This is a genomic window from Pseudomonas sp. CM25, assembly GCF_013179705.1.
GTDB lineage: Bacteria > Pseudomonadota > Gammaproteobacteria > Pseudomonadales > Pseudomonadaceae > Aquipseudomonas.
In genome coordinates, this window is record NZ_JABMCW010000026.1 from 13,060 (window position 1) to 31,832 (window position 18,773).

The following is an 18,773-nucleotide window of genomic DNA, read 5'->3' on the forward strand; positions in this document are numbered from 1 at the left end:
AAGAACAACAGGAGAACCACCATGCCAAGAAAGATTAGCTACCAGCAGGCCATCAACGAAGCCCTGGCCCAGGAAATGCGCCGCGACAACAGCGTGTTCATCATTGGCGAAGACGTGGCCGGCGGGGCCGGTGCGCCCGGTGAAGAAGACGCCTGGGGTGGCGTGCTGGGCGTGACCAAAGGCTTGTATCACCAGTTTCCGGGGCGTGTGCTCGACGCACCGCTGTCGGAAATCGGCTACGTCGGTGCTGCGGTCGGTGCTGCAACCCAAGGCCTGCGCCCGGTGTGCGAACTGATGTTCGTCGATTTTGCCGGCTGCTGCCTGGACCAGATCCTCAACCAGGCTGCCAAGTTCCGCTACATGTTCGGCGGCAAGGCGGTCACCCCGCTGGTGATGCGCACCATGTATGGCGCCGGCTTGCGCGCGGCAGCCCAGCACTCGCAGATGCTGACCTCGCTGTGGACGCACATCCCCGGCCTGAAAGTGGTCTGCCCGTCCTCCCCTTACGATGCCAAGGGCTTGCTGATCCAGGCCATCCGCGACAACGACCCGGTGATCTTCTGCGAGCACAAGCTGCTGTACAGCATGCAGGGCGAGGTGCCAGAAGAGGTGTACACGGTGCCGTTCGGCGAAGCCAACTTCCTGCGTGATGGCGATGACGTGACCCTGGTCACCTACGGCCGCATGGTGCATGTGGCGCTGGAGGCCGCCAACAATCTGGCCCGCCAGGGCATCGACTGCGAAGTGCTGGACCTGCGCACCACCAGCCCGCTGGACGAAGACAGCATTCTGGAAAGCGTGGAGAAGACCGGCCGCCTGGTGGTGATCGACGAGGCCAACCCGCGCTGCTCGATGGCCACCGACATCAGCGCACTGGTGGCGCAGAAAGCCTTCGCTGCGCTCAAGGGCCCGGTCGAGATGGTCACCGCGCCGCACACCCCGGTGCCGTTCTCCGATGCGCTGGAAGACCTGTACATCCCTGACGCGGCGAAAATCGAGGCCGCCGTGCGCAAGGTGATCGAAGCTGCAAGGAGTGCCGCATGAGCCAGATCCATACCCTGACCATGCCCAAGTGGGGCTTGTCGATGACCGAGGGCCGGGTAGACACCTGGCTGAAGCAGGAAGGTGACCCGATCAACAAGGGCGACGAGGTGCTGGACGTCGAGACCGACAAGATCAGCAGCAGCGTCGAAGCACCGTTCAGCGGTGTGCTGCGCCGCCAGGTGGCCAGGCCGGATGAAACCCTGCCGGTCGGCGCACTGCTGGCAGTGGTGGTGGAGGGCGAGGCCGAGGAAGCCGAAATCGATGCGCTGGTACAGCGCTTCCAGGCCGAATTCGTCGCCGAAGGTGGCGCCGACCAGGCCCAGGGGCCTGCTCCGCAGAAAGCCGAAGTGGGCGGTCGGCTGCTGCGCTGGTTCGAGCTGGGTGAAGGCGGCACGCCGCTGGTGCTGGTGCATGGTTTTGGTGGCGACCTCAACAACTGGCTTTTCAACCACCCGGCACTGGCTGTCGAGCGCCGGGTAATCGCCCTCGACCTGCCGGGCCACGGCGAGTCGGCCAAGGCCCTGCAGCGTGGTGACCTGGATGAACTGAGCGAAACCGTGCTGGCCTTGCTCGATCACCTGGACATCGCCAAGGCCCACCTGGCCGGCCATTCCATGGGTGGCGCGGTCTGCCTGAACCTGGCGCGCCTGGCGCCGCAGCGGGTGGCCAGCCTGAGCCTGGTGGCCAGCGCCGGGCTGGGCGAGGCGATCAACGCGCAGTACCTGCAAGGTTTCGTCGCCGCTGCCAACCGCAATGCCTTGAAGCCGCAGATGATGCAGCTGTTTGCCGACCCGGCGCTGGTCACCCGGCAAATGCTCGAGGACATGCTCAAGTTCAAGCGCCTGGAGGGTGTGGATCAGGCCCTGCAGCAGCTGGCCTCGGCGCTCGCCGACGGCGACCGGCAGCGCCATGACCTGCGCGGTGTGTTGGGGCAACACCCGGCGCTGGTGGTGTGGGGCGGCAAGGACGCGATCATCCCGGCCAGCCATGCCGAGGGGCTGGAGGCTGAAGTGCTGGTGCTGGCGGAGGCCGGGCATATGGTGCAGATGGAGGCGGCTGATGAGGTGAATCGGCGGATGATGGACTTTTTGCGAGGGCGTTGAGGGCGCATGCCTCTCGCTGTCTCAGGATCCAATTCTGCGTCATACTCGGCAGACCTATTGCCCGGTCCTCGCCATGCGTCCACTGCTCCCCATCACCTTGGTCCTGCTGCTCGCCGCCTGTGGCGATGGCGAATCGCTGCTCCCGCCGGACGCACGCCTGCCTGACGGCGGGCGCTACCGGGGCCAGGTGGTCGATGGCCTGTTGCAGGGCGAGGGCCGCATCGACTACCCCAACGGCAGCTGGTACGCCGGCAGCTTCAAGGACGGCCAATGGCATGGCCCGGGTGAATGGCACGGCCAGAACGGCGAGGTGTACCGGGGCCAGTTCAGCGAAGGGCTGTTCCAGGGCCTGGGGGACCTGACAACCCCCGGCAGCCACTATGCCGGCACCTTCAACCACGGTCGCCGCGATGGCGAAGGCACCCTCAAGCAAGCCGACCAGACCTACCGTGGCCAGTTCAAGGACGACCTGTACGAAGGCGCAGGCGAACTGGAGCTGGCCGACGGCAGCCGCTACCAGGGCCTTTTCGCCAAGGGCAAGCCCAACGGCGCCGGCGTGCGCAGCGATGCCAGCGGCAACCAGTTCAGCGGCCGCTTCGTCAATGGCCAGCTGCAAGGCAGCGGCACCTACGACAGTGTCGACGGCGAGCAGTACATCGGTGAGTTCAAGGACAACCGCCTGGAGGGCCGTGGCCGCTACGAAAACGCCGATGGCGATGTGTGGATCGGCGAATTCAAAGACGGCTCGCTGTCCGGCGAAGGCGAACTGCTAGGCAGTGACGGCAGCCACTACAAGGGCAATTTCGTCGACTGGCGGCTGTCCGGTCAGGGCAGCCTGCAGCTGGCCGACGGCAGCAAGTATATTGGCGGCTTCCTCGACGATGCCTACCACGGCAAGGGCCAGCTGACCTTGGCCAGCGGCAGGGTCGAAAGCGGCATGTGGGCCAATGGCGTGCGCGTGCGCGACCACAAAGGCAAGCTGCTGTCCGACCCGCTGGACCTGGCCCTGCTCAACCAGGGTCGGCTACTGGAGGAGGCGCTGGCCCGGGTACCGCGCTCGGCCCCGCCGATCCAGCTGTACAGCCTGGTAGTGGCCGGCGATGGCCAGCAAAGCGTGTTCCTGCGCGAAGCCGACTACGTCAGCAACATGCTCAAGGTGCGTTTTGGCGCCCGTGGCCAGGTGACCCTGGTCAACCACCGCGACCACATGGCCACCCGCCCCATGGCCACCCGCGAGAACCTCACCCGCGCCGCCAGCACCTTGGCCGAACGCAGCGGCCCCGAAGACCTGGTGTTCATCTACCTCACCAGCCATGGCAGCCACGACCACCAGCTGGTGCTCGACCAGCCGCGCCTGCAACTGGCCGACCTGACCGCTGACGAACTGGCCAGCGCCCTCGCGCCGCTGAAGGACCGAGACAAGGTAATCGTCATATCCGCCTGCTATTCCGGGGGCTATATCCCCCCGCTCAAGGATGAACGCACGCTGATCATGACCGCCGCCAGGGCTGACCGCGTGTCCTTCGGGTGTTCGGAAGAAGCCGATTTCACCTACTTTGGCGATGCCCTGTTTGCCGAAGCACTGAACCAGACCGACGACCTGAAACAAGCGTTTGAACTGGCACGCGCCAGCGTTGCCGAAAGGGAACACAGAGAAGGCTTCGAAGCCTCTGAACCGCAGCTGTGGGCCCCCCCGACGGTGCTTGAGCACTGGCAGCACTTGCGCCGCCAGCAAGCCGAGGAGGCACTGCGCAATGCCACGCAGGCCAACATGGGGGAACAGGCAAAAACGCCCGGCAGCCACTAAGCTTGAGTGTAACAAGGGAGAGACATCATGTACTTGACGCCTCAGCATGTCCTGCTTGCCGGAGCCACCGGCCTGACCGGTGAACACCTGCTCGACCGCCTGCTCAACGAGCCGACCATTACCCGGGTGCTCGCGCCTACCCGTCGGCCCCTGGCCGAGCACCCGCACCTGGAAAACCCGGTGGGCGACCCGGCCGTGTTCCTGCCGCAGCTGGCCGGGCGGGTCGATATCGCCTACTGCTGCCTGGGGACCACGCTGAAGCAGGCCGGCTCCGAGTCAGCCTTCCGCGCGGTGGACCTGGACATGGTGGTGGCGTTCAGCAAGCGTGCCCGGGAAATGGGCGCGCGGCATCTGTTGGTGGTCAGTGCGCTGGGCGCGGACCCCAAGTCGTCGATTTTCTACAACCGGGTGAAGGGCGAAATGGAAGAGGCGCTGAAGGCTCAGAACTGGCCACAGCTGACCATCGTGCGGCCGTCGTTGCTGCTGGGCGAGCGGATTCAGCCACGGCTCGGTGAACAGCTGGCTTCACCGTTTTCCAGGCTGATACCCGGAAAGTACCGGGGGATCGAGGCCTGCACGCTGGCCCGGGCGCTGTGGCGCCTGGCGCTGGAGGAAGAAGACGGGATACGGGTTGTGGAGTCGGATGAGTTGCGCAGGTTGGGCAAGATATAGCCGTTACAGGCCGCCGGTGGCCTGGAAGCCTACCCCGGCCGCCGTCAGCAACGACAACGGCAGCAACAGGGTGTCGAGCAACATGCTGCCAGGCAGGTCCAGCGCTGGGTAACCCGGCGCGTCAGCCCCGTAGCGATCTCGCGGGCAGCAGCCACCATTGATCACATACAAGTCCAACCGGGTACCGGCATACACTACCGGTGCCCCGGGTTTGTTGGCGTCCAGCGTGCGCACCGTGGCACAGCCACTCAACAGTCCCAGGGTCAGCAAACCAGCCAGCGCTCGCTTCAATCATCCACCCCGTAATGATGCTCGCCCCAACGCGGCAACATGTCCTGGGGAATGTTCAGCAGGTTGAGCACACGCGCCACGACAAAGTCGACCAGATCGTCGATGGTCTGTGGCTGATGATAGAAGCCCGGCGCCGCCGGCAGGATCACTGCGCCCATCTGCGACAGCTTCAGCATGTTCTCCAGGTGGATGGTGGAAAACGGCGCCTCGCGAGGCACCAGGATCAGCTGACGGCGCTCCTTGAGGGTAACGTCGGCCGCGCGCTCGATCAGATTGTTGCAGGCACCGGTGGCAATCGCCGACAGGGTGCCGGTGGAACAGGGCACCACCACCATCGCCGCCGGGGCACCGGAACCCGAGGCTACCGGCGACATCCAGTCTTCCTTGCCGTACACACGGATCTGCCCGTCGGCGGCGCCGGTGTATTCGGTGAGGAACGCCTGCATGGCCTGGGGCTTGGCCGGCAGCAGCACGTCGGTCTCGGTGGCCATTACCAGTTGCGCAGCCTTGGAGATCAGGAAGTGCACCTCACGGTCTTCGCGCACCAGGCAATCGAGCAGTCGCAGGCCATATTGGGCGCCCGAGGCGCCCGTCATGGCCAGGGTGATGCGTTCCGGCCCGCTCACTTCAGCGCCTCGGCCAGCTTGCCGTGCAGGCCGCCAAAGCCGCCGTTGCTCATGATCACCACGTGGGTGCCTGGGCGGGCCTGGCCCTTGATCCGTTCGATGATCGCCTCGAGGCTGTCAGCCACCACGCTCGGCACCTTGCATTGTGCGGCGGTGGCCGCCAGGTCCCAGCCGAGGTTCGCCGGCGCGTACCAGATCACCTGGTCAGCGTCGTTGACGCTTTCCGGCAGGCCGTCGCGGTGGGCACCCAGCTTCATCGAGTTGGAACGTGGCTCGATCACCGCGATCACCGGGGCCTCGCCAACGCGCTTGCGCAGGCCGTCGAGGGTGGTGGCGATGGCGGTGGGGTGGTGGGCGAAATCATCGTAGATGGTCACGCCCTGCACTTCGGCAACCGTTTCCATGCGCCGCTTGACGCTCTTGAAAGCACTCAGGCCGTCGATGCCCATGGCCGGCACCACGCCCACGTGACGGGCCGCTGCCAGGGTGGCGAGGGCGTTGGCAACGTTGTGCTGGCCGGTCAGTGGCCAGTCGACAATGCCCTGCGCTTCACCTTCGAAAAGCACTTCGAAACGTGAGCCGTCAGCGCTGAGCAGGCGCGCCTGCCACTGGCCACCTTCACCGGTGGTCTGCACCGGGGTCCAGCAGCCCATGCCGATGACCCGCTCCAGCGCCTGTTCGGTGGTCGGGTGAATGACCAGGCCTTCACTGGGGATGGTGCGCACCAGGTGGTGGAACTGTCGCTCGATCGACGCCAGGTCCGGGAAGATGTCGGCATGATCGAACTCAAGGTTGTTGAGGATCGCCGTGCGTGGGTGGTAGTGCACGAACTTCGAACGTTTGTCGAAGAACGCGCTGTCGTACTCGTCGGCTTCAACCACGAAGAACGGCGTGTCGCCCAGGCGCGCCGACACCGAGAAGTTTTGCGGCACACCGCCGATCAGGAAGCCCGGGCTCATGCCCGCGTGCTCCAGCACCCAGGCCAGCATGCTGCTGGTGGTGGTCTTGCCGTGGGTCCCGGCAACCGCCAGTACCCAGCGCCCTTGCAGCACGTGATCAGCCAGCCACTGCGGGCCGGAGACGTAGGGCAGGCCCTTGTTCAGCACGTACTCTACCGCCGGGTTGCCACGCGACATGGCGTTGCCGATGACCACCAGGTCTGGCGCCGGGTCCAGCTGGACGGGGTCATAGCCTTGGGTCAGCTCGATGCCCTGGGCCTCGAGCTGGGTGCTCATCGGCGGGTAGACATTGGCGTCCGAACCGGTGACACGGTGGCCAAGTTCCTTGGCCAGCACGGCCAGCGAACCCATGAAAGTGCCGCAAATACCGAGAATGTGAATATGCATGGTCGACCTCGCAAAACATCGAGGCAGGGTAGCCCAGGGCGCGACAAATCGCACCCGCTGTTTCGCTCAGTCGGCCCTGGTGATGCCATGTTTGCGCAGTTTGCGATACAAGGTATTGCGGCTGATGCCCAGGTGTTCGGCAACGCGGGTCAGGTGCCAGTGTTTTGCTTCCAGGGTCGCCATCAGCGCATGGCATTCGGCATCTTTCAATGCAGCTGGCCCTGTCGCCGGCAAGGCAGCGCCCACAGGGACAGCAGATGGCCTGAAGTCGGCACGGTCGGGGTGGGAGCTGGCTTGCCGGCGATCGAGGGCAGCGCCCTGGCGAACCATGGCGGGGAGGTCCGAAAACACGATCCGGGCATCCTCGCAAAGCGCCACCAGGGTGCGCAGCACATTGCGCATCTGCCGCACGTTACCGGGCCAGGTGAAGTCGAGCAGCGCCTGGCGCGCCCTGGGCTCGATATCAATCAGCTGCCCGTGCGCCTCCTGGCGCAGCAGAAAGTCCAGCAACTGCGCCTTGTCGCTGCGTTCGCGCACCGCCGGCAACGCTACCTCCAGGCCATTCAGGCGGTAATACAGGTCCTCGCGGAAACCGCCCTGCTCGACTCGCTCCAGCAAGTCGCGGTGCGTGGCACTGACGATCCGCACATCCACCGCCTGTGGCTCGCCACCGATAGGCACCACCTGCCGATCTTCCAGCACCCGCAACAGACGGGTCTGCAGGGCCAGCGGCATGTCGCCGATCTCGTCCAGCAACAAGGTGCCGCCGTCTGCCTGCAGCAACTTGCCGCGCATGCCTTCCTTGCGAGCACCGGTAAAGCTGCCGCCGCGATAGCCAAACAGCTCGCTCTCGATCAGGCTCTCCGGGATCGAGGCACAGTTGATGGCGACAAACGGCTTGCCACGCCGCTCGCTGGCCTGGTGCACGGCCTGGGCGAAGGCCTCTTTGCCGCAGCCGGTCTCGCCGCGCAGCAGCAGCGGCACATCACGCTCGAACACCCGCACGCTGCGGCGAAAGTCGTTTTGCAGGGCCGCGTCCAGCAGGCACACAAGCGGCTCCACTTCGCGCGCCGGGCGTGGCTGGCCGATAGGCACCGACCACACCGGCGCACGGGCCTGGCCACGCAGGCTGGCGAAGACCTGACGACCGTCCAAAGTACGCAGCGGCCAGACGGTGCTGCCACCGGGTGTGGCGCGGCTGAACAGATCATCGTGGCTGCAGGCGAAGAAGCGTTCCAGAGGTTTGCCCAGCACGCCACCGCGCACGCTGCCCAGCAGGTTCAGCGCGCTCTGGTTGGCGGCGCAGATACGCCCATCGCCGTCAAACGCCAACAGCCCTTCGCTGAACAGGCCGACCGATTCAGCCTGCAAGTGAAAACGCAGCAGCCACTGTTGCTCGAAATGGCGCAGGAAATAGCAGCTTTCGATCATCTTCGCCGACAAGTTCACCAAGGCCATGGTGTGGAACTGGCTTTGCCGGGAAACGTCGGGCCGCGCCGAAGACACGTCGAGCACCGCCAGCAGTTCGCCATGTGGGTCGAACACCGGGCTGGCGGAACAGGTAAGGCCTGTGTGACGGCCGCGGAAGTGTTCGTTCTGGTGGATGGTCAGCGCCTGGCGCTCGACCAGGCAAGTGCCGATGCCGTTGGTGCCCTCGCGTGCCTCGCTCCAGTCGGCGCCCAGCCACAGCCCGGCATGCTCGAAACTGCGCCGCTCGTTAGGGGCGCTCACGCAATTCAGGATCACACCACGGGCATCGGTCAGCAACACCGCATGACCGGCCCCGGAAAGCTGCTGGTGCAGGCTGTTCATTTCATGATCGGCAATTTGCAACACCTGGCGCAGACGCTCGCGGCTTTCCAGCAGGCGCCCGTGTTCGAGCACCACCGGCGCCTGGGCCACCGACGGGTCGAGGTGGTAGTCCTCAAGACAGCGCAACCAGGAGCGGGCGATGGACGGATCGCTTGCGCCCTCCCCGGCCCCGCCGTGGGCCACGCTATGCACCTGCCGGGCATGGTGACTGAAATGATTGCTCTGCATTTGTTGTAGTTCTCCGCAGATAGAGAGTCCAGTCAGCATCCTCTACCCGGAAAAGGTTTGCAATGCACCCTACGGTGACGTGTCGCAAATGGCACAAAGTGTCACTGCGGGCGTACCGATGCTGGCACAGAGCTGCGCGGCAAATTGCTGGATGCTGAGCCAACCCATTGATTTGCCTGGTGCTGCCAACGCTGGCCCGACCTTTGCTCTACGCTTTCCAACTCCCTAACAAACACAATAGCCAGGAGACACACCATGCGTTATGCACATCCCGGTACCGAAGGCGCGAAGGTTTCCTTCAAGAACCGCTACGGCAACTACATCGGTGGTGAGTTCGTTCCTCCGGTAAAGGGTGAGTACTTCACCAACACCTCTCCGGTGGACGGTCAGCCGATCGCCGAATTCCCGCGCTCTACTGCCGAAGACATCGACAAAGCCCTGGATGCCGCCCACGCTGCGGCTGACGCCTGGGGCCGGACCTCGGTGCAGGACCGCTCCAACGTCCTGCTGAGAATCGCCGACCGTATCGAACAGAACCTGGAACTGCTGGCCATCACCGAAACCTGGGACAACGGCAAGCCGATCCGCGAAACCCTCAATGCCGATATCCCGCTGGCGGTCGACCACTTCCGCTACTTTGCCGGCTGCATCCGCGCCCAGGAAGGCGGCGCAGCAGAGATCAACGAAGGCACCGTGGCCTATCACATCCACGAGCCGCTGGGCGTGGTCGGGCAGATCATCCCGTGGAACTTCCCGATCCTGATGGCCGCCTGGAAGCTGGCCCCGGCCCTGGCCGCCGGCAACTGCGTGGTGCTGAAACCGGCCGAGCAGACCCCGCTGGGCATCACCGTGCTGATGGAAGTGATCGGCGACCTGCTGCCAAAAGGCGTGCTCAACGTGGTGCAAGGCTATGGCCGCGAAGCGGGTGAAGCACTGGCCACCAGCAAGCGCATCGCCAAGATCGCCTTCACCGGCTCCACCCCGGTGGGCTCGCACATCATGAAATGCGCCGCCGAAAACATCATCCCTTCCACTGTCGAACTGGGCGGCAAGTCGCCGAACGTGTACTTCGAAGACATCATGCAGGCCGAGCCGAGCTTCATCGACAAGGCTGCCGAAGGCATGGTGCTGGCGTTCTTCAACCAGGGCGAGGTGTGTACCTGCCCGTCGCGCGCACTGGTCCAGGAGTCGATCTACCCGCAGTTCATGGAAGTGGTGATGAAGAAGGTGCTGCAAATCAAGCGCGGCGACCCGCTGGACACCGACACCATGGTCGGCGCCCAGGCCTCGCAGCAGCAGTTCGAGAAGATTCTGTCGTACCTGGACATTGCCCAGAAGGAAGGCGCCGAGCTGCTGACCGGCGGCAAGGTGGAGAAACTGGAGGGTGCGTTGGCTACCGGGTACTACATCCAGCCGACCCTGCTCAAGGGCAACAACAGCATGCGCGTGTTCCAGGAGGAAATCTTCGGGCCGGTGGTGAGCGTGACCACCTTCAAGGACGAAGCCGAGGCGCTGGCGATTGCCAACGACACAGAGTTCGGCCTGGGTGCCGGCGTGTGGACGCGCGACATCAACCGTGCCTACCGTATGGGCCGGGGTATCAAGGCCGGCCGGGTGTGGACCAACTGCTACCACCTGTACCCCGCGCATGCGGCGTTTGGCGGGTACAAGAAGTCGGGGGTCGGGCGTGAGACGCACAAGATGATGCTTGATCATTATCAGCAGACCAAGAACCTGCTGGTGAGCTACGACATCAATCCGTTGGGCTTCTTCTAGACCGCGTCGCCGTCTTCGCGGGTAAACCCGCTCCCACAGGGACCGCACGGTTTTCAAGACCTGTGCAATTCATGTGGGAGCGGGCAAGCCCGCGAAAGGGGCAGGCCTGCAAACACAAAACCCAGGGCGGCAACCTGCACCAGCCGCTCTGGCTCGCTTCCTGCAGTACCCATCACCATCGGCCCGGACCTCCCCCGGCCACCAAGAAAAAAAACAGGTGAATCTATGCCAAGCGATCAATCCGCCGGCTCGTCGGCAGGCTCTTCCGTAGACTTCGAAAAGGTCGGCTCAGACTACTTCCAGCAACGTGAACTGAAAAAAGGCGCCGCCGGCTGGGTGCTGCTGGTCGGCCTGGGCGTGGCCTACGTGATCTCCGGCGACTACGCCGGCTGGAACTTCGGCCTGGCCCAGGGCGGCTGGGGCGGCATGTTCCTCGCCACACTGCTGATGGCCACCATGTACCTGTGCATGTGCTTCTCGCTGGCCGAGCTTTCGTCGATGATCCCCACCGCTGGCGGCGGCTACGGCTTTGCCCGCAGCGCCTTCGGCCCCTGGGGCGGGTTCCTTACCGGCACGGCAATCCTGATCGAATATGCCATCGCCCCCGCCGCCATCGCCACCTTCATCGGGGCCTACTGCCAGTCACTGTTCGGCATCGGCGGCTGGATGATCTACCTGGCGTTCTACATCGTGTTCATCGGCATCCATATCTTCGGTGTGGGTGAAGCGCTGAAGCTGATGTTCATCATCACTGCCGTGGCCGCTATCGCCCTGGCGGTGTTCCTGGTGGCGATGGTGCCCCATTTTGATGCAGCCAACCTGTTCGACATCGCCCAGACGGACGCCGTGGGCGCCAGCAGCTTCCTGCCGTTTGGCTACGTCGGCGTGTGGGCGGCGATCCCCTATGCGATCTGGTTCTTCCTGGCTGTCGAAGGCGTGCCCCTGGCTGCCGAGGAAACCAAGAACCCGAAACGCGACCTGCCACGCGGCCTGATCGGCGCGATGCTGGTGCTGGTCGCCTTTGCCTTGCTGATTCTGGTGGTCGGCCCTGGCGGCGCGGGTTCCGAAGCGCTGAAAGCCTCTGGCAACCCGCTGGTCGAAGCATTGGCCAAAGCCTACGGCGGCTCTACCTGGATGGGCAGCTTCGTCAACCTGGTCGGCCTGGCCGGGCTTATCGCCAGCTTCTTCTCGATCATCTATGCCTATTCCCGGCAGATCTTCGCCTTGTCCCGTGCCGGCTACCTGCCGCGCAAACTGTCGGAAACCAACAAGAGCAAGGCGCCGGTACTGGCTTTGGTCATCCCCGGCATCATCGGCTTCGCGCTGTCGCTGACCGGCCAGGGCGATTTGCTGATTCTGGTCGCGGTGTTCGGTGCCACACTGTCTTATGTGCTGATGATGGCCGCGCACATCACCCTGCGTATCCGCCGGCCGAAGATGGAGCGCCCGTACCGCACCCCTGGCGGCATCTTTACCTCGGGCGTGGCGCTGCTACTGGCCTGCGTCGCCGTGGTGGCCGGTTTCCTGGTCGACCCACGGGTAGTGATTGGCGCGGCAGTGATCTATGGGGTATTGATTGCCTACTTTGCTTTCTACAGCCGCCACCACCTGGTAGCCGGTACACCGGAAGAGGAATTCGCCGCGATCCAGCAGGCCGAAGAGACCCTGCACTGATTGCCGCCACCCGCCGCGGGCCAGCCCGCGGCTCTGGAGATTCTGTATGGCAAGTTTCGTACACACGGTAGGCAACATGGTCTACCGCTTCGACAGCCTCAAGGAAGTATTGGCCAAGGCCAGCCCCGCACGCTCGGGTGACTTCCTGGCGGGGGTTGCTGCCAGCAACGACGGCGAACGGGTCGCCGCGCAGATGGCCCTGGCCAATATCCCGCTGACGCATTTCCTGAATGAGGCGCTGATCCCTTACGAACAGGACGAAGTTTCCCGCCTTATCATCGACACCCACGACGCCCGGGCCTTCGGCCCGGTAAGCCACCTGACCGTGGGCGGCCTGCGCGACTGGTTGCTGGGCGAAGAGGCCAACGAAGACAGCCTGCGCGCCCTGGCGCCCGGGCTGACGCCGGAAATGGCTGCCGCCGTGTCGAAAATCATGCGCGTGCAGGACCTGGTGCTGGTGGCGCAGAAAATCCGCGTGGTCACCCGGTTCCGCGGCACCATGGGCCTGCGCGGGCGCCTGTCGACCCGGCTGCAGCCGAATCACCCGACCGATGAGCCAGCCGGTATCGCCGCCAGCATTCTCGACGGCCTGCTGTACGGCAACGGCGACGCCATGATCGGCATCAACCCGGCCACCGACAGCATCGCCTCGATCTGTGCCCTGCTGGAAATGCTCGATGCAATCATCCAGCGCTACGACATTCCCACCCAGGCCTGCGTGCTGACCCACGTCACCACCTCGATCGAAGCCATCAACCGTGGCGTGCCGCTGGACCTGGTGTTCCAGTCCATTGCCGGCACCGAGGCAGCCAACGCCGGGTTTGGCATCAATCTGAACGTATTGCAGGAGGGCTACGAGGCTGGGCTGTCGCTGAAGCGCGGCACCGTCGGGCAGAACCTGATGTATTTCGAAACAGGCCAGGGCAGCGCCTTGTCGGCCAACGCCCACCATGGCGTCGACCAGCAAACCTGTGAAACCCGCGCCTATGCCGTAGCCCGCCATTTCAAGCCGTTTCTGGTCAACACCGTGGTCGGCTTCATCGGCCCGGAATACCTATACAACGGCAAGCAGATCATCCGGGCCGGCCTCGAAGACCACTTCTGCGGCAAGCTGCTGGGCGTACCGATGGGCTGCGACATCTGCTACACCAACCACGCCGAAGCCGACCAGGACGACATGGACACCCTGCTGACCCTGCTGGGTGTGGCCGGGATCAACTTCATCATGGGCATACCCGGCTCTGACGACATCATGCTCAATTACCAGACCACCTCGTTCCATGACGCGCTTTACGCGCGCCAGACCCTGGGCCTGAAGCCCGGGCCGGAGTTCGAGGCATGGTTGGCTCATACCGGCATCTTCACCCAGGCCGACGGCCGGGTGCGCTTTGGTGACAACCTGCCGCCGGCTTTCCGCCAGGCCTTGGCCCAGCTTGCATAGGGATGACCATGAACCGCACGCCTACCCCTGACAACCCCTGGCTGGCCTTGCGCACCCTGACCCCGGCGCGCATCGCCCTGGGCCGTGCCGGCACCAGCCTGCCGACCGGGGCGCAGCTGGATTTCCAGTTCGCCCATGCCCAGGCCCGCGACGCCGTGCACCTGGCCTTCGACCATGCTGGCCTGGCCACTCAGTTGAAAGAAAAGGGCCGCGACAGCCTGGTGCTGCACAGCGCCGCGAGCGACCGCCACCAGTACCTGCAGCGCCCGGACCTGGGCAGGCGCCTGAATGACGATTCGATCAGCACGCTGCGCCAGCACGCCCAGGCCAACCCCGGTGGCGTCGACCTGGCCATCGTGGTCGCCGATGGCCTGTCGGCCTTGGCCGTTCATCGCCACACCCTGCCGTTCCTGACCCGTTTCGAGGAGCAAGCCGCCGCCGATGGCTGGACCTGTGCGCCGGTGGTGCTGGTAGAACAGGGCCGGGTAGCAGTCGCCGATCAGGTGGGCGAATTGCTGGGCGCACGGATGACCGTGATGCTGATCGGCGAGCGCCCGGGGCTCAGCTCGCCCGATAGCCTTGGCCTGTACTTTACCTACGCGCCCAAGGTCGGCCTGACCGATGCCTACCGTAACTGCATCTCCAACGTGCGCCTGGAGGGCCTGAGCTATGGCATGGCGGCGCACCGCCTGCTGTACCTGATGCGCGAAGCCTGTCGGCGCCAGCTTTCCGGGGTGAATCTGAAGGACGAAGCCGAGGTCCATAGCCTGGAGAGTGACAACGCTGGCAACCAGAAAGGCAACTTCCTGCTCGGCAAAGGGTAAAAAACATGTAACGGAAGGCGGATTGCACTTGTGACGCGCATTGGGCAGCATGCCCTTGAAAGCTGCTGGCATTCCGCTGTTTCCCCAAATGGACTCTGAGGGCCGCACATGCGCATCATCAAGGCAACCCTGGAACACCTCGACCTGCTCACGCCGTTGTTCGTCAAATACCGTGAGTTCTATGGGCAGCTGCCCTACCCCGACAGTTCGCGCAGCTTCCTGGAAAAGCGCCTGAAACGGGATGAATCGGTGATCTATCTGGCGCTGCCGGAAGACGACGACAGCAAGCTGCTGGGCTTCTGCCAGCTTTACCCGAGCTACTCATCGCTGTCGCTGAAGCGGGTATGGATTCTCAACGATATCTACGTGGCCGAGGATTCGCGGCGCATGCTGGTGGCCGACCACCTGATGCGCGAGGCGAAGAAGATGGCCAAGGACACCAACGCGGTACGCCTGCGGGTCTCAACCAGTGCCGGTAACGAGGCAGCCCGCAAGACCTACGAATCCATTGGCTTTCGCAAGGACACCGAGTTCGAGAACTACATCCTGCCGATCAGTCAGGATTGACCTCTCAAAACAGGGCAGCGCATTTGTAGGAGCAGCCTTGCGCTGCGAAAGGGCCGGTACGGCAAATGATTGCCTGTGGCCTTACTGGCCTCTTCGCAGCGCAAGGCTGCTCCTACAGGTGCTCTGTGTTGACCCACAAACTCCCTACCGTAACCCCCCGCTACAAACTCCCCGGGCATGTTCTTCACTTCGCCGTATAATGCCCCACCTGTCATGTGTGAAAATTTACCCATCGCCAGGTAACCGAGCCTACGCCCAAGAACACAGGTGCTGTACATGGATTTCAACCCGCTGGACCTTATCCTGCATCTCGATGCCTACCTCGATCTGCTGGTCACCAATTACGGTCCATGGATCTACGCCATCCTGTTCACCGTGATCTTCTGTGAAACCGGGCTGGTGGTCATGCCGTTCCTGCCGGGCGATTCGTTGTTGTTCATTGCCGGCGCCGTAGCTGCGGGCGGCGGCATGGACCCGGTACTGCTGGCTGGCCTGCTGATGGCAGCGGCAATCCTGGGCGACAGCACCAATTACGTGATCGGCCGAACGGCCGGCGAGCGGTTGTTCAATAACCCCAACTCGAAAATCTTCCGCCGCGACTACCTGCAGCGCACCCACGAGTTCTATGAACGCCATGGTGGTAAAACCGTGACCCTGGCGCGCTTCCTGCCCATCCTGCGCACCTTCGCCCCGTTTGTTGCCGGTATTGCCCACATGCATTACCCCCGCTTCCTCGGCTTCAGCGTCGCCGGTTCGCTGCTGTGGGTCGGCGGCCTGGTCACCCTGGGTTACTTCTTCGGCAACGTGCCGTTCATCAAGCAGCACCTGTCGCTGATGGTGGTGGGCATCATCGTCCTGTCGCTGGTGCCAATGATCCTCGGCCTGCTGCGTGGCCGCCTGGGCCGTGCGGCCAAGGCTCACTGAACGCTCGAAGCACAGCAGACATGTGGTCATTCAGCGCCTGGCGGCGCAAGCGCACCCTGGCGCGCTACCCCATCGCCCCCCAGCAATGGCAGGCCGTGCGCGCGCGCCTGCCGATGCTGGACGGCATCAGTGACGAAGAAGACCACTGGCTGCGCGAAGCCTGCATCCTTTTCCTGCTCGACAAACACCTCACCTGCCTGCCAGGCGTCGAGCCGGACGATGAGCAACGGCTGTTCCTGGCCGCCCAGGCCCAGTTACCGTTGCTGCACCTGGGCGACCTGAACTGGTACCAGGGTTTTCACGAAATCATCCTTTACCCCGACGACTTCAAAAGCCCCCAGCGCCACCGCGACGCCAGCGGCGTGGAGCACGCCTGGGATGGCGAGCACAGCGGCGAGGCCTGGCAACAGGGCCCGATCATCCTCGCCTGGAACGGCGTGCTGGCCAGCGGCGGCTGGGAAGCCTACAACCTGGTCATCCACGAACTGGCGCACAAGCTGGACATGCTCAACGGCGATGCCAATGGCCTGCCGCCGCTGCACAGCGGCATGCCTGTGGATGAATGGGCGCACGCCATGCAACAGGCCTACGACGACCTCAACCGCCAGCTGGACAACGACCCCGACGCCGAAACCGCCATCGACCCGTATGCCGCCGAAAACCCGGCAGAGTTCTTTGCCGTTACCAGCGAATACTTCTTCAGTGCCCCCGACCTGCTGCAGCAGGCGTATCCACGGGTCTACCATCAGCTGTCGCTGTTCTACCGCCAGGACCCGCTGGCGCGCCTGAGCCGGCTCCAGGCCGAACACCCCGACTACCGCGAAAGCCACGCCTGACGCGGCCACACATCAGGCCAGGCGTGGCATGCAGCGGCAGAATGTGCCTATAATCGCCGCCACTTTTTTGGTCAAACACGGGGGCACTGCCCAATGAGCTACAGCAAGATTCCGGCGGGCAAAGACCTGCCGAACGACATCTACGTCGCCATCGAGATCCCGGCCAACCACGCGCCGATCAAATACGAGATCGACAAGGACAGCGACACCCTGTTCGTCGACCGTTTCATGGCCACCCCGATGTTCTACCCAGCCAACTACGGCTTCATCCCGAACACCCTGGCTGACGACGGTGACCCGCTGGACGTGCTGGTGGTTACCCCTTACCCGGTAGCCCCAGGCTCGGTTATCCGCGCCCGTCCGGTCGGCATCCTGAACATGACCGACGACGGCGGCGGCGACGCCAAGGTCATCGCTGTACCGCACGACAAGCTGTCGCAGCTGTACGTCGACGTGAAGGAATACACCGACCTGCCAGCCCTGCTGATCCAGCAGATCGAGCACTTCTTTGCCAACTACAAAGATCTCGAGAAAGGCAAGTGGGTCAAGATCGAAGGCTGGGACGGCGCCGACGCCGCCCGTGCTGCGATCACCAAATCGGTTGCTGCCTACAAAGGCTGATACCGGTTGTGCAAAAAACCCCGCCTCGGCGGGGTTTTTTTTGTCCGGATGGAGGGTGCGGAGACTGGCGGTAATAAATCTTACGCAGTCCTACACCAACGCCCTACAAACGGGCCCTTTTCGTACAATTTCCGTCAACACTCGGTTCATATCCTTACTGGCAACCCGCCGCTACACTCGCGGCCATGAACACTTCCGGCGACCGCCTCAAAGCCCTTCTTCACGAATGTGGCCTGACCTCTTCTGATTTCGCTGCCCAGCGCAGCGTCACACCACAGCACGTCAACAACTGGTTAAAACGCGGCGTCCCCCTGGCCCGGCTGGACGAACTGGCCGATTTGTTCTGTGTGCATCGTCGTTGGCTGCGCACGGGCGAAGGGCCCAAACACCCCAACCCGATCCTGCGCAACTTTCCGCCCCGCCCGGCACCCGCCAACACCCCAAGCCCCTTGTCGGTGCATCGCGGCCGGGTACTGAATGTGCCCTACCACGAGGTACGTAACGGCCTGCTTTCGCCAGCTGCCGGACAACACCTGCGCCTGCCAGCAAAAGCCCTGAAAGAGCTGGGTGTACGCCCTCGCAACGCCGTCTGCCTGGCGATGCCGGCCAGCAACATGGCCCCGCTGATTCCACTGGACGCTACCCTGGCCATCGATCTGGGCATGACCCAGGTGGTCGAAGGCGAAACCTATGCCTTGTTGCACAACGGCACGCTGAGGGTGAACTACCTCAGCCTCGGCCAGCACGGCACGCTTTACCTGCACAGCCATGACCGGCACAACTACGCGGCCGAACGCTACACCGCCGCGCAGCGTCAGGCCCAGAGGCTGGAAATCATCGGCTGGGTGTTCCACTGGTCGCATTTCCGCCAGCAACGGCCCGGCTGAAACACCCTGTGCCATTTTTTGCTGGGCAGACCGCGCGAGCCCTTGTATGCTACGCCGCACATTCAGCCCCGACCGGCGCAAGCCGCAGTCCAGAGGGCTCGGCAATATCCCACACGGTTATCTGCCATCTCTTTCAGGCCCTTGATGGCCACACAGTTAAGGCGGTTGCGACTTACCATAAATTAGTCGGAGCCGTCCCCGAGAAGCCGGCCACAAGCCGGCTTTTTAATGCCCGCAGAAAATTCGCGGCGCTGGCAAAACCCTCCCGGTCAGCGCCCACCAACTCGATATCAT

Annotated in this window: 17 protein-coding genes; 13 read left to right on the forward strand and 4 right to left on the reverse strand. The window is 63.8% G+C overall.

Annotated features, from left to right (window positions below):
• Positions 1-21 precede the first annotated feature (21 nt).
• From HP546_RS04960 to HP546_RS04975, 4 genes are all read left to right on the forward strand, one after another.
• On the forward strand, positions 22-1,044 hold the full coding sequence (locus HP546_RS04960; RefSeq protein ID WP_172220508.1) for an alpha-ketoacid dehydrogenase subunit beta: 1,023 nt from the start codon (positions 22-24) through the stop codon (positions 1,042-1,044).
• A complete protein-coding gene (locus HP546_RS04965) occupies positions 1,041-2,147 on the forward strand; it encodes an acetoin dehydrogenase dihydrolipoyllysine-residue acetyltransferase subunit (protein WP_172220511.1) in 1,107 nt (368 codons plus the stop codon). The genes HP546_RS04960 and HP546_RS04965 overlap by 4 nt, the downstream gene beginning before the upstream one ends.
• Before the next feature lie 73 nt (positions 2,148-2,220).
• Positions 2,221-3,954 (forward strand): C13 family peptidase, encoded by a 1,734-nt coding sequence (locus HP546_RS04970; RefSeq protein WP_172220514.1) that lies wholly within the window; start codon positions 2,221-2,223, stop codon positions 3,952-3,954.
• A 27-nt stretch (positions 3,955-3,981) separates the two neighbouring features.
• On the forward strand, positions 3,982-4,626 hold the full coding sequence (locus HP546_RS04975) for an oxidoreductase (protein WP_172220517.1): 645 nt from the start codon (positions 3,982-3,984) through the stop codon (positions 4,624-4,626).
• A 3-nt stretch (positions 4,627-4,629) separates the two neighbouring features.
• Here HP546_RS04975 and HP546_RS04980 read toward each other — a convergent pair whose 3' ends face one another.
• From HP546_RS04980 to HP546_RS04995, 4 genes are all read right to left on the reverse strand, one after another.
• Positions 4,630-4,917 (reverse strand): YceK/YidQ family lipoprotein, encoded by a 288-nt coding sequence (locus HP546_RS04980; protein ID WP_172220520.1) that lies wholly within the window; start codon positions 4,915-4,917, stop codon positions 4,630-4,632.
• The gene (gene ubiX / locus HP546_RS04985; RefSeq protein ID WP_172220523.1) at positions 4,914-5,543 is read right to left on the reverse strand and encodes a flavin prenyltransferase UbiX; all 630 of its coding nucleotides are present in this window, start codon (positions 5,541-5,543) and stop codon (positions 4,914-4,916) included. The genes HP546_RS04980 and ubiX overlap by 4 nt, the downstream gene beginning before the upstream one ends.
• Complete coding sequence (mpl, locus tag HP546_RS04990; protein WP_172220526.1) at positions 5,540-6,889, reverse strand: UDP-N-acetylmuramate:L-alanyl-gamma-D-glutamyl-meso-diaminopimelate ligase; 1,350 nt, start codon at positions 6,887-6,889, stop codon at positions 5,540-5,542. Before mpl ends, ubiX begins: the two co-directional genes overlap by 4 nt.
• 66 nt (positions 6,890-6,955) lie before the next feature.
• Positions 6,956-8,929, reverse strand: a complete 1,974-nt coding sequence (locus HP546_RS04995; protein WP_172220529.1) for a sigma-54-dependent Fis family transcriptional regulator — start codon at positions 8,927-8,929, stop codon at positions 6,956-6,958.
• Positions 8,930-9,184: 255 nt separating this feature from the next.
• On the opposite strand from HP546_RS04995, the gene HP546_RS05000 reads away from it, so the two are divergent.
• The 9 genes from HP546_RS05000 to HP546_RS05040 all read left to right on the forward strand — a co-directional run bounded on the left by HP546_RS05000 (position 9,185) and on the right by HP546_RS05040 (position 18,479).
• Positions 9,185-10,705: an aldehyde dehydrogenase family protein gene (locus HP546_RS05000; protein ID WP_172220532.1), complete on the forward strand. Its 1,521-nt coding sequence runs from the start codon at positions 9,185-9,187 to the stop codon at positions 10,703-10,705.
• Between the two features lie 225 nt (positions 10,706-10,930).
• Complete coding sequence (eat, locus tag HP546_RS05005) at positions 10,931-12,379, forward strand: ethanolamine permease (RefSeq protein ID WP_172220535.1); 1,449 nt, start codon at positions 10,931-10,933, stop codon at positions 12,377-12,379.
• Between the two features lie 46 nt (positions 12,380-12,425).
• Entirely contained in the window at positions 12,426-13,820 is a 1,395-nt protein-coding gene (locus tag HP546_RS05010; RefSeq protein ID WP_172220538.1) for an ethanolamine ammonia-lyase subunit EutB, read from the forward strand.
• Positions 13,821-13,828: 8 nt separating this feature from the next.
• On the forward strand, positions 13,829-14,644 hold the full coding sequence (gene eutC / locus HP546_RS05015) for an ethanolamine ammonia-lyase subunit EutC (RefSeq protein WP_172220541.1): 816 nt from the start codon (positions 13,829-13,831) through the stop codon (positions 14,642-14,644).
• A 108-nt stretch (positions 14,645-14,752) separates the two neighbouring features.
• Complete coding sequence (locus HP546_RS05020) at positions 14,753-15,211, forward strand: GNAT family N-acetyltransferase (protein WP_172220544.1); 459 nt, start codon at positions 14,753-14,755, stop codon at positions 15,209-15,211.
• A 276-nt stretch (positions 15,212-15,487) separates the two neighbouring features.
• Positions 15,488-16,135 (forward strand): DedA family protein, encoded by a 648-nt coding sequence (locus HP546_RS05025; protein WP_019472362.1) that lies wholly within the window; start codon positions 15,488-15,490, stop codon positions 16,133-16,135.
• Positions 16,136-16,155: 20 nt separating this feature from the next.
• The gene (locus HP546_RS05030) at positions 16,156-16,971 is read left to right on the forward strand and encodes a zinc-dependent peptidase (protein ID WP_172220547.1); all 816 of its coding nucleotides are present in this window, start codon (positions 16,156-16,158) and stop codon (positions 16,969-16,971) included.
• A 93-nt stretch (positions 16,972-17,064) separates the two neighbouring features.
• Positions 17,065-17,592 (forward strand): inorganic diphosphatase, encoded by a 528-nt coding sequence (gene ppa, locus HP546_RS05035; protein WP_016497835.1) that lies wholly within the window; start codon positions 17,065-17,067, stop codon positions 17,590-17,592.
• A 185-nt stretch (positions 17,593-17,777) separates the two neighbouring features.
• The gene (locus HP546_RS05040; protein WP_172220549.1) at positions 17,778-18,479 is read left to right on the forward strand and encodes an XRE family transcriptional regulator; all 702 of its coding nucleotides are present in this window, start codon (positions 17,778-17,780) and stop codon (positions 18,477-18,479) included.
• Positions 18,480-18,773: the final 294 nt, after the last annotated feature.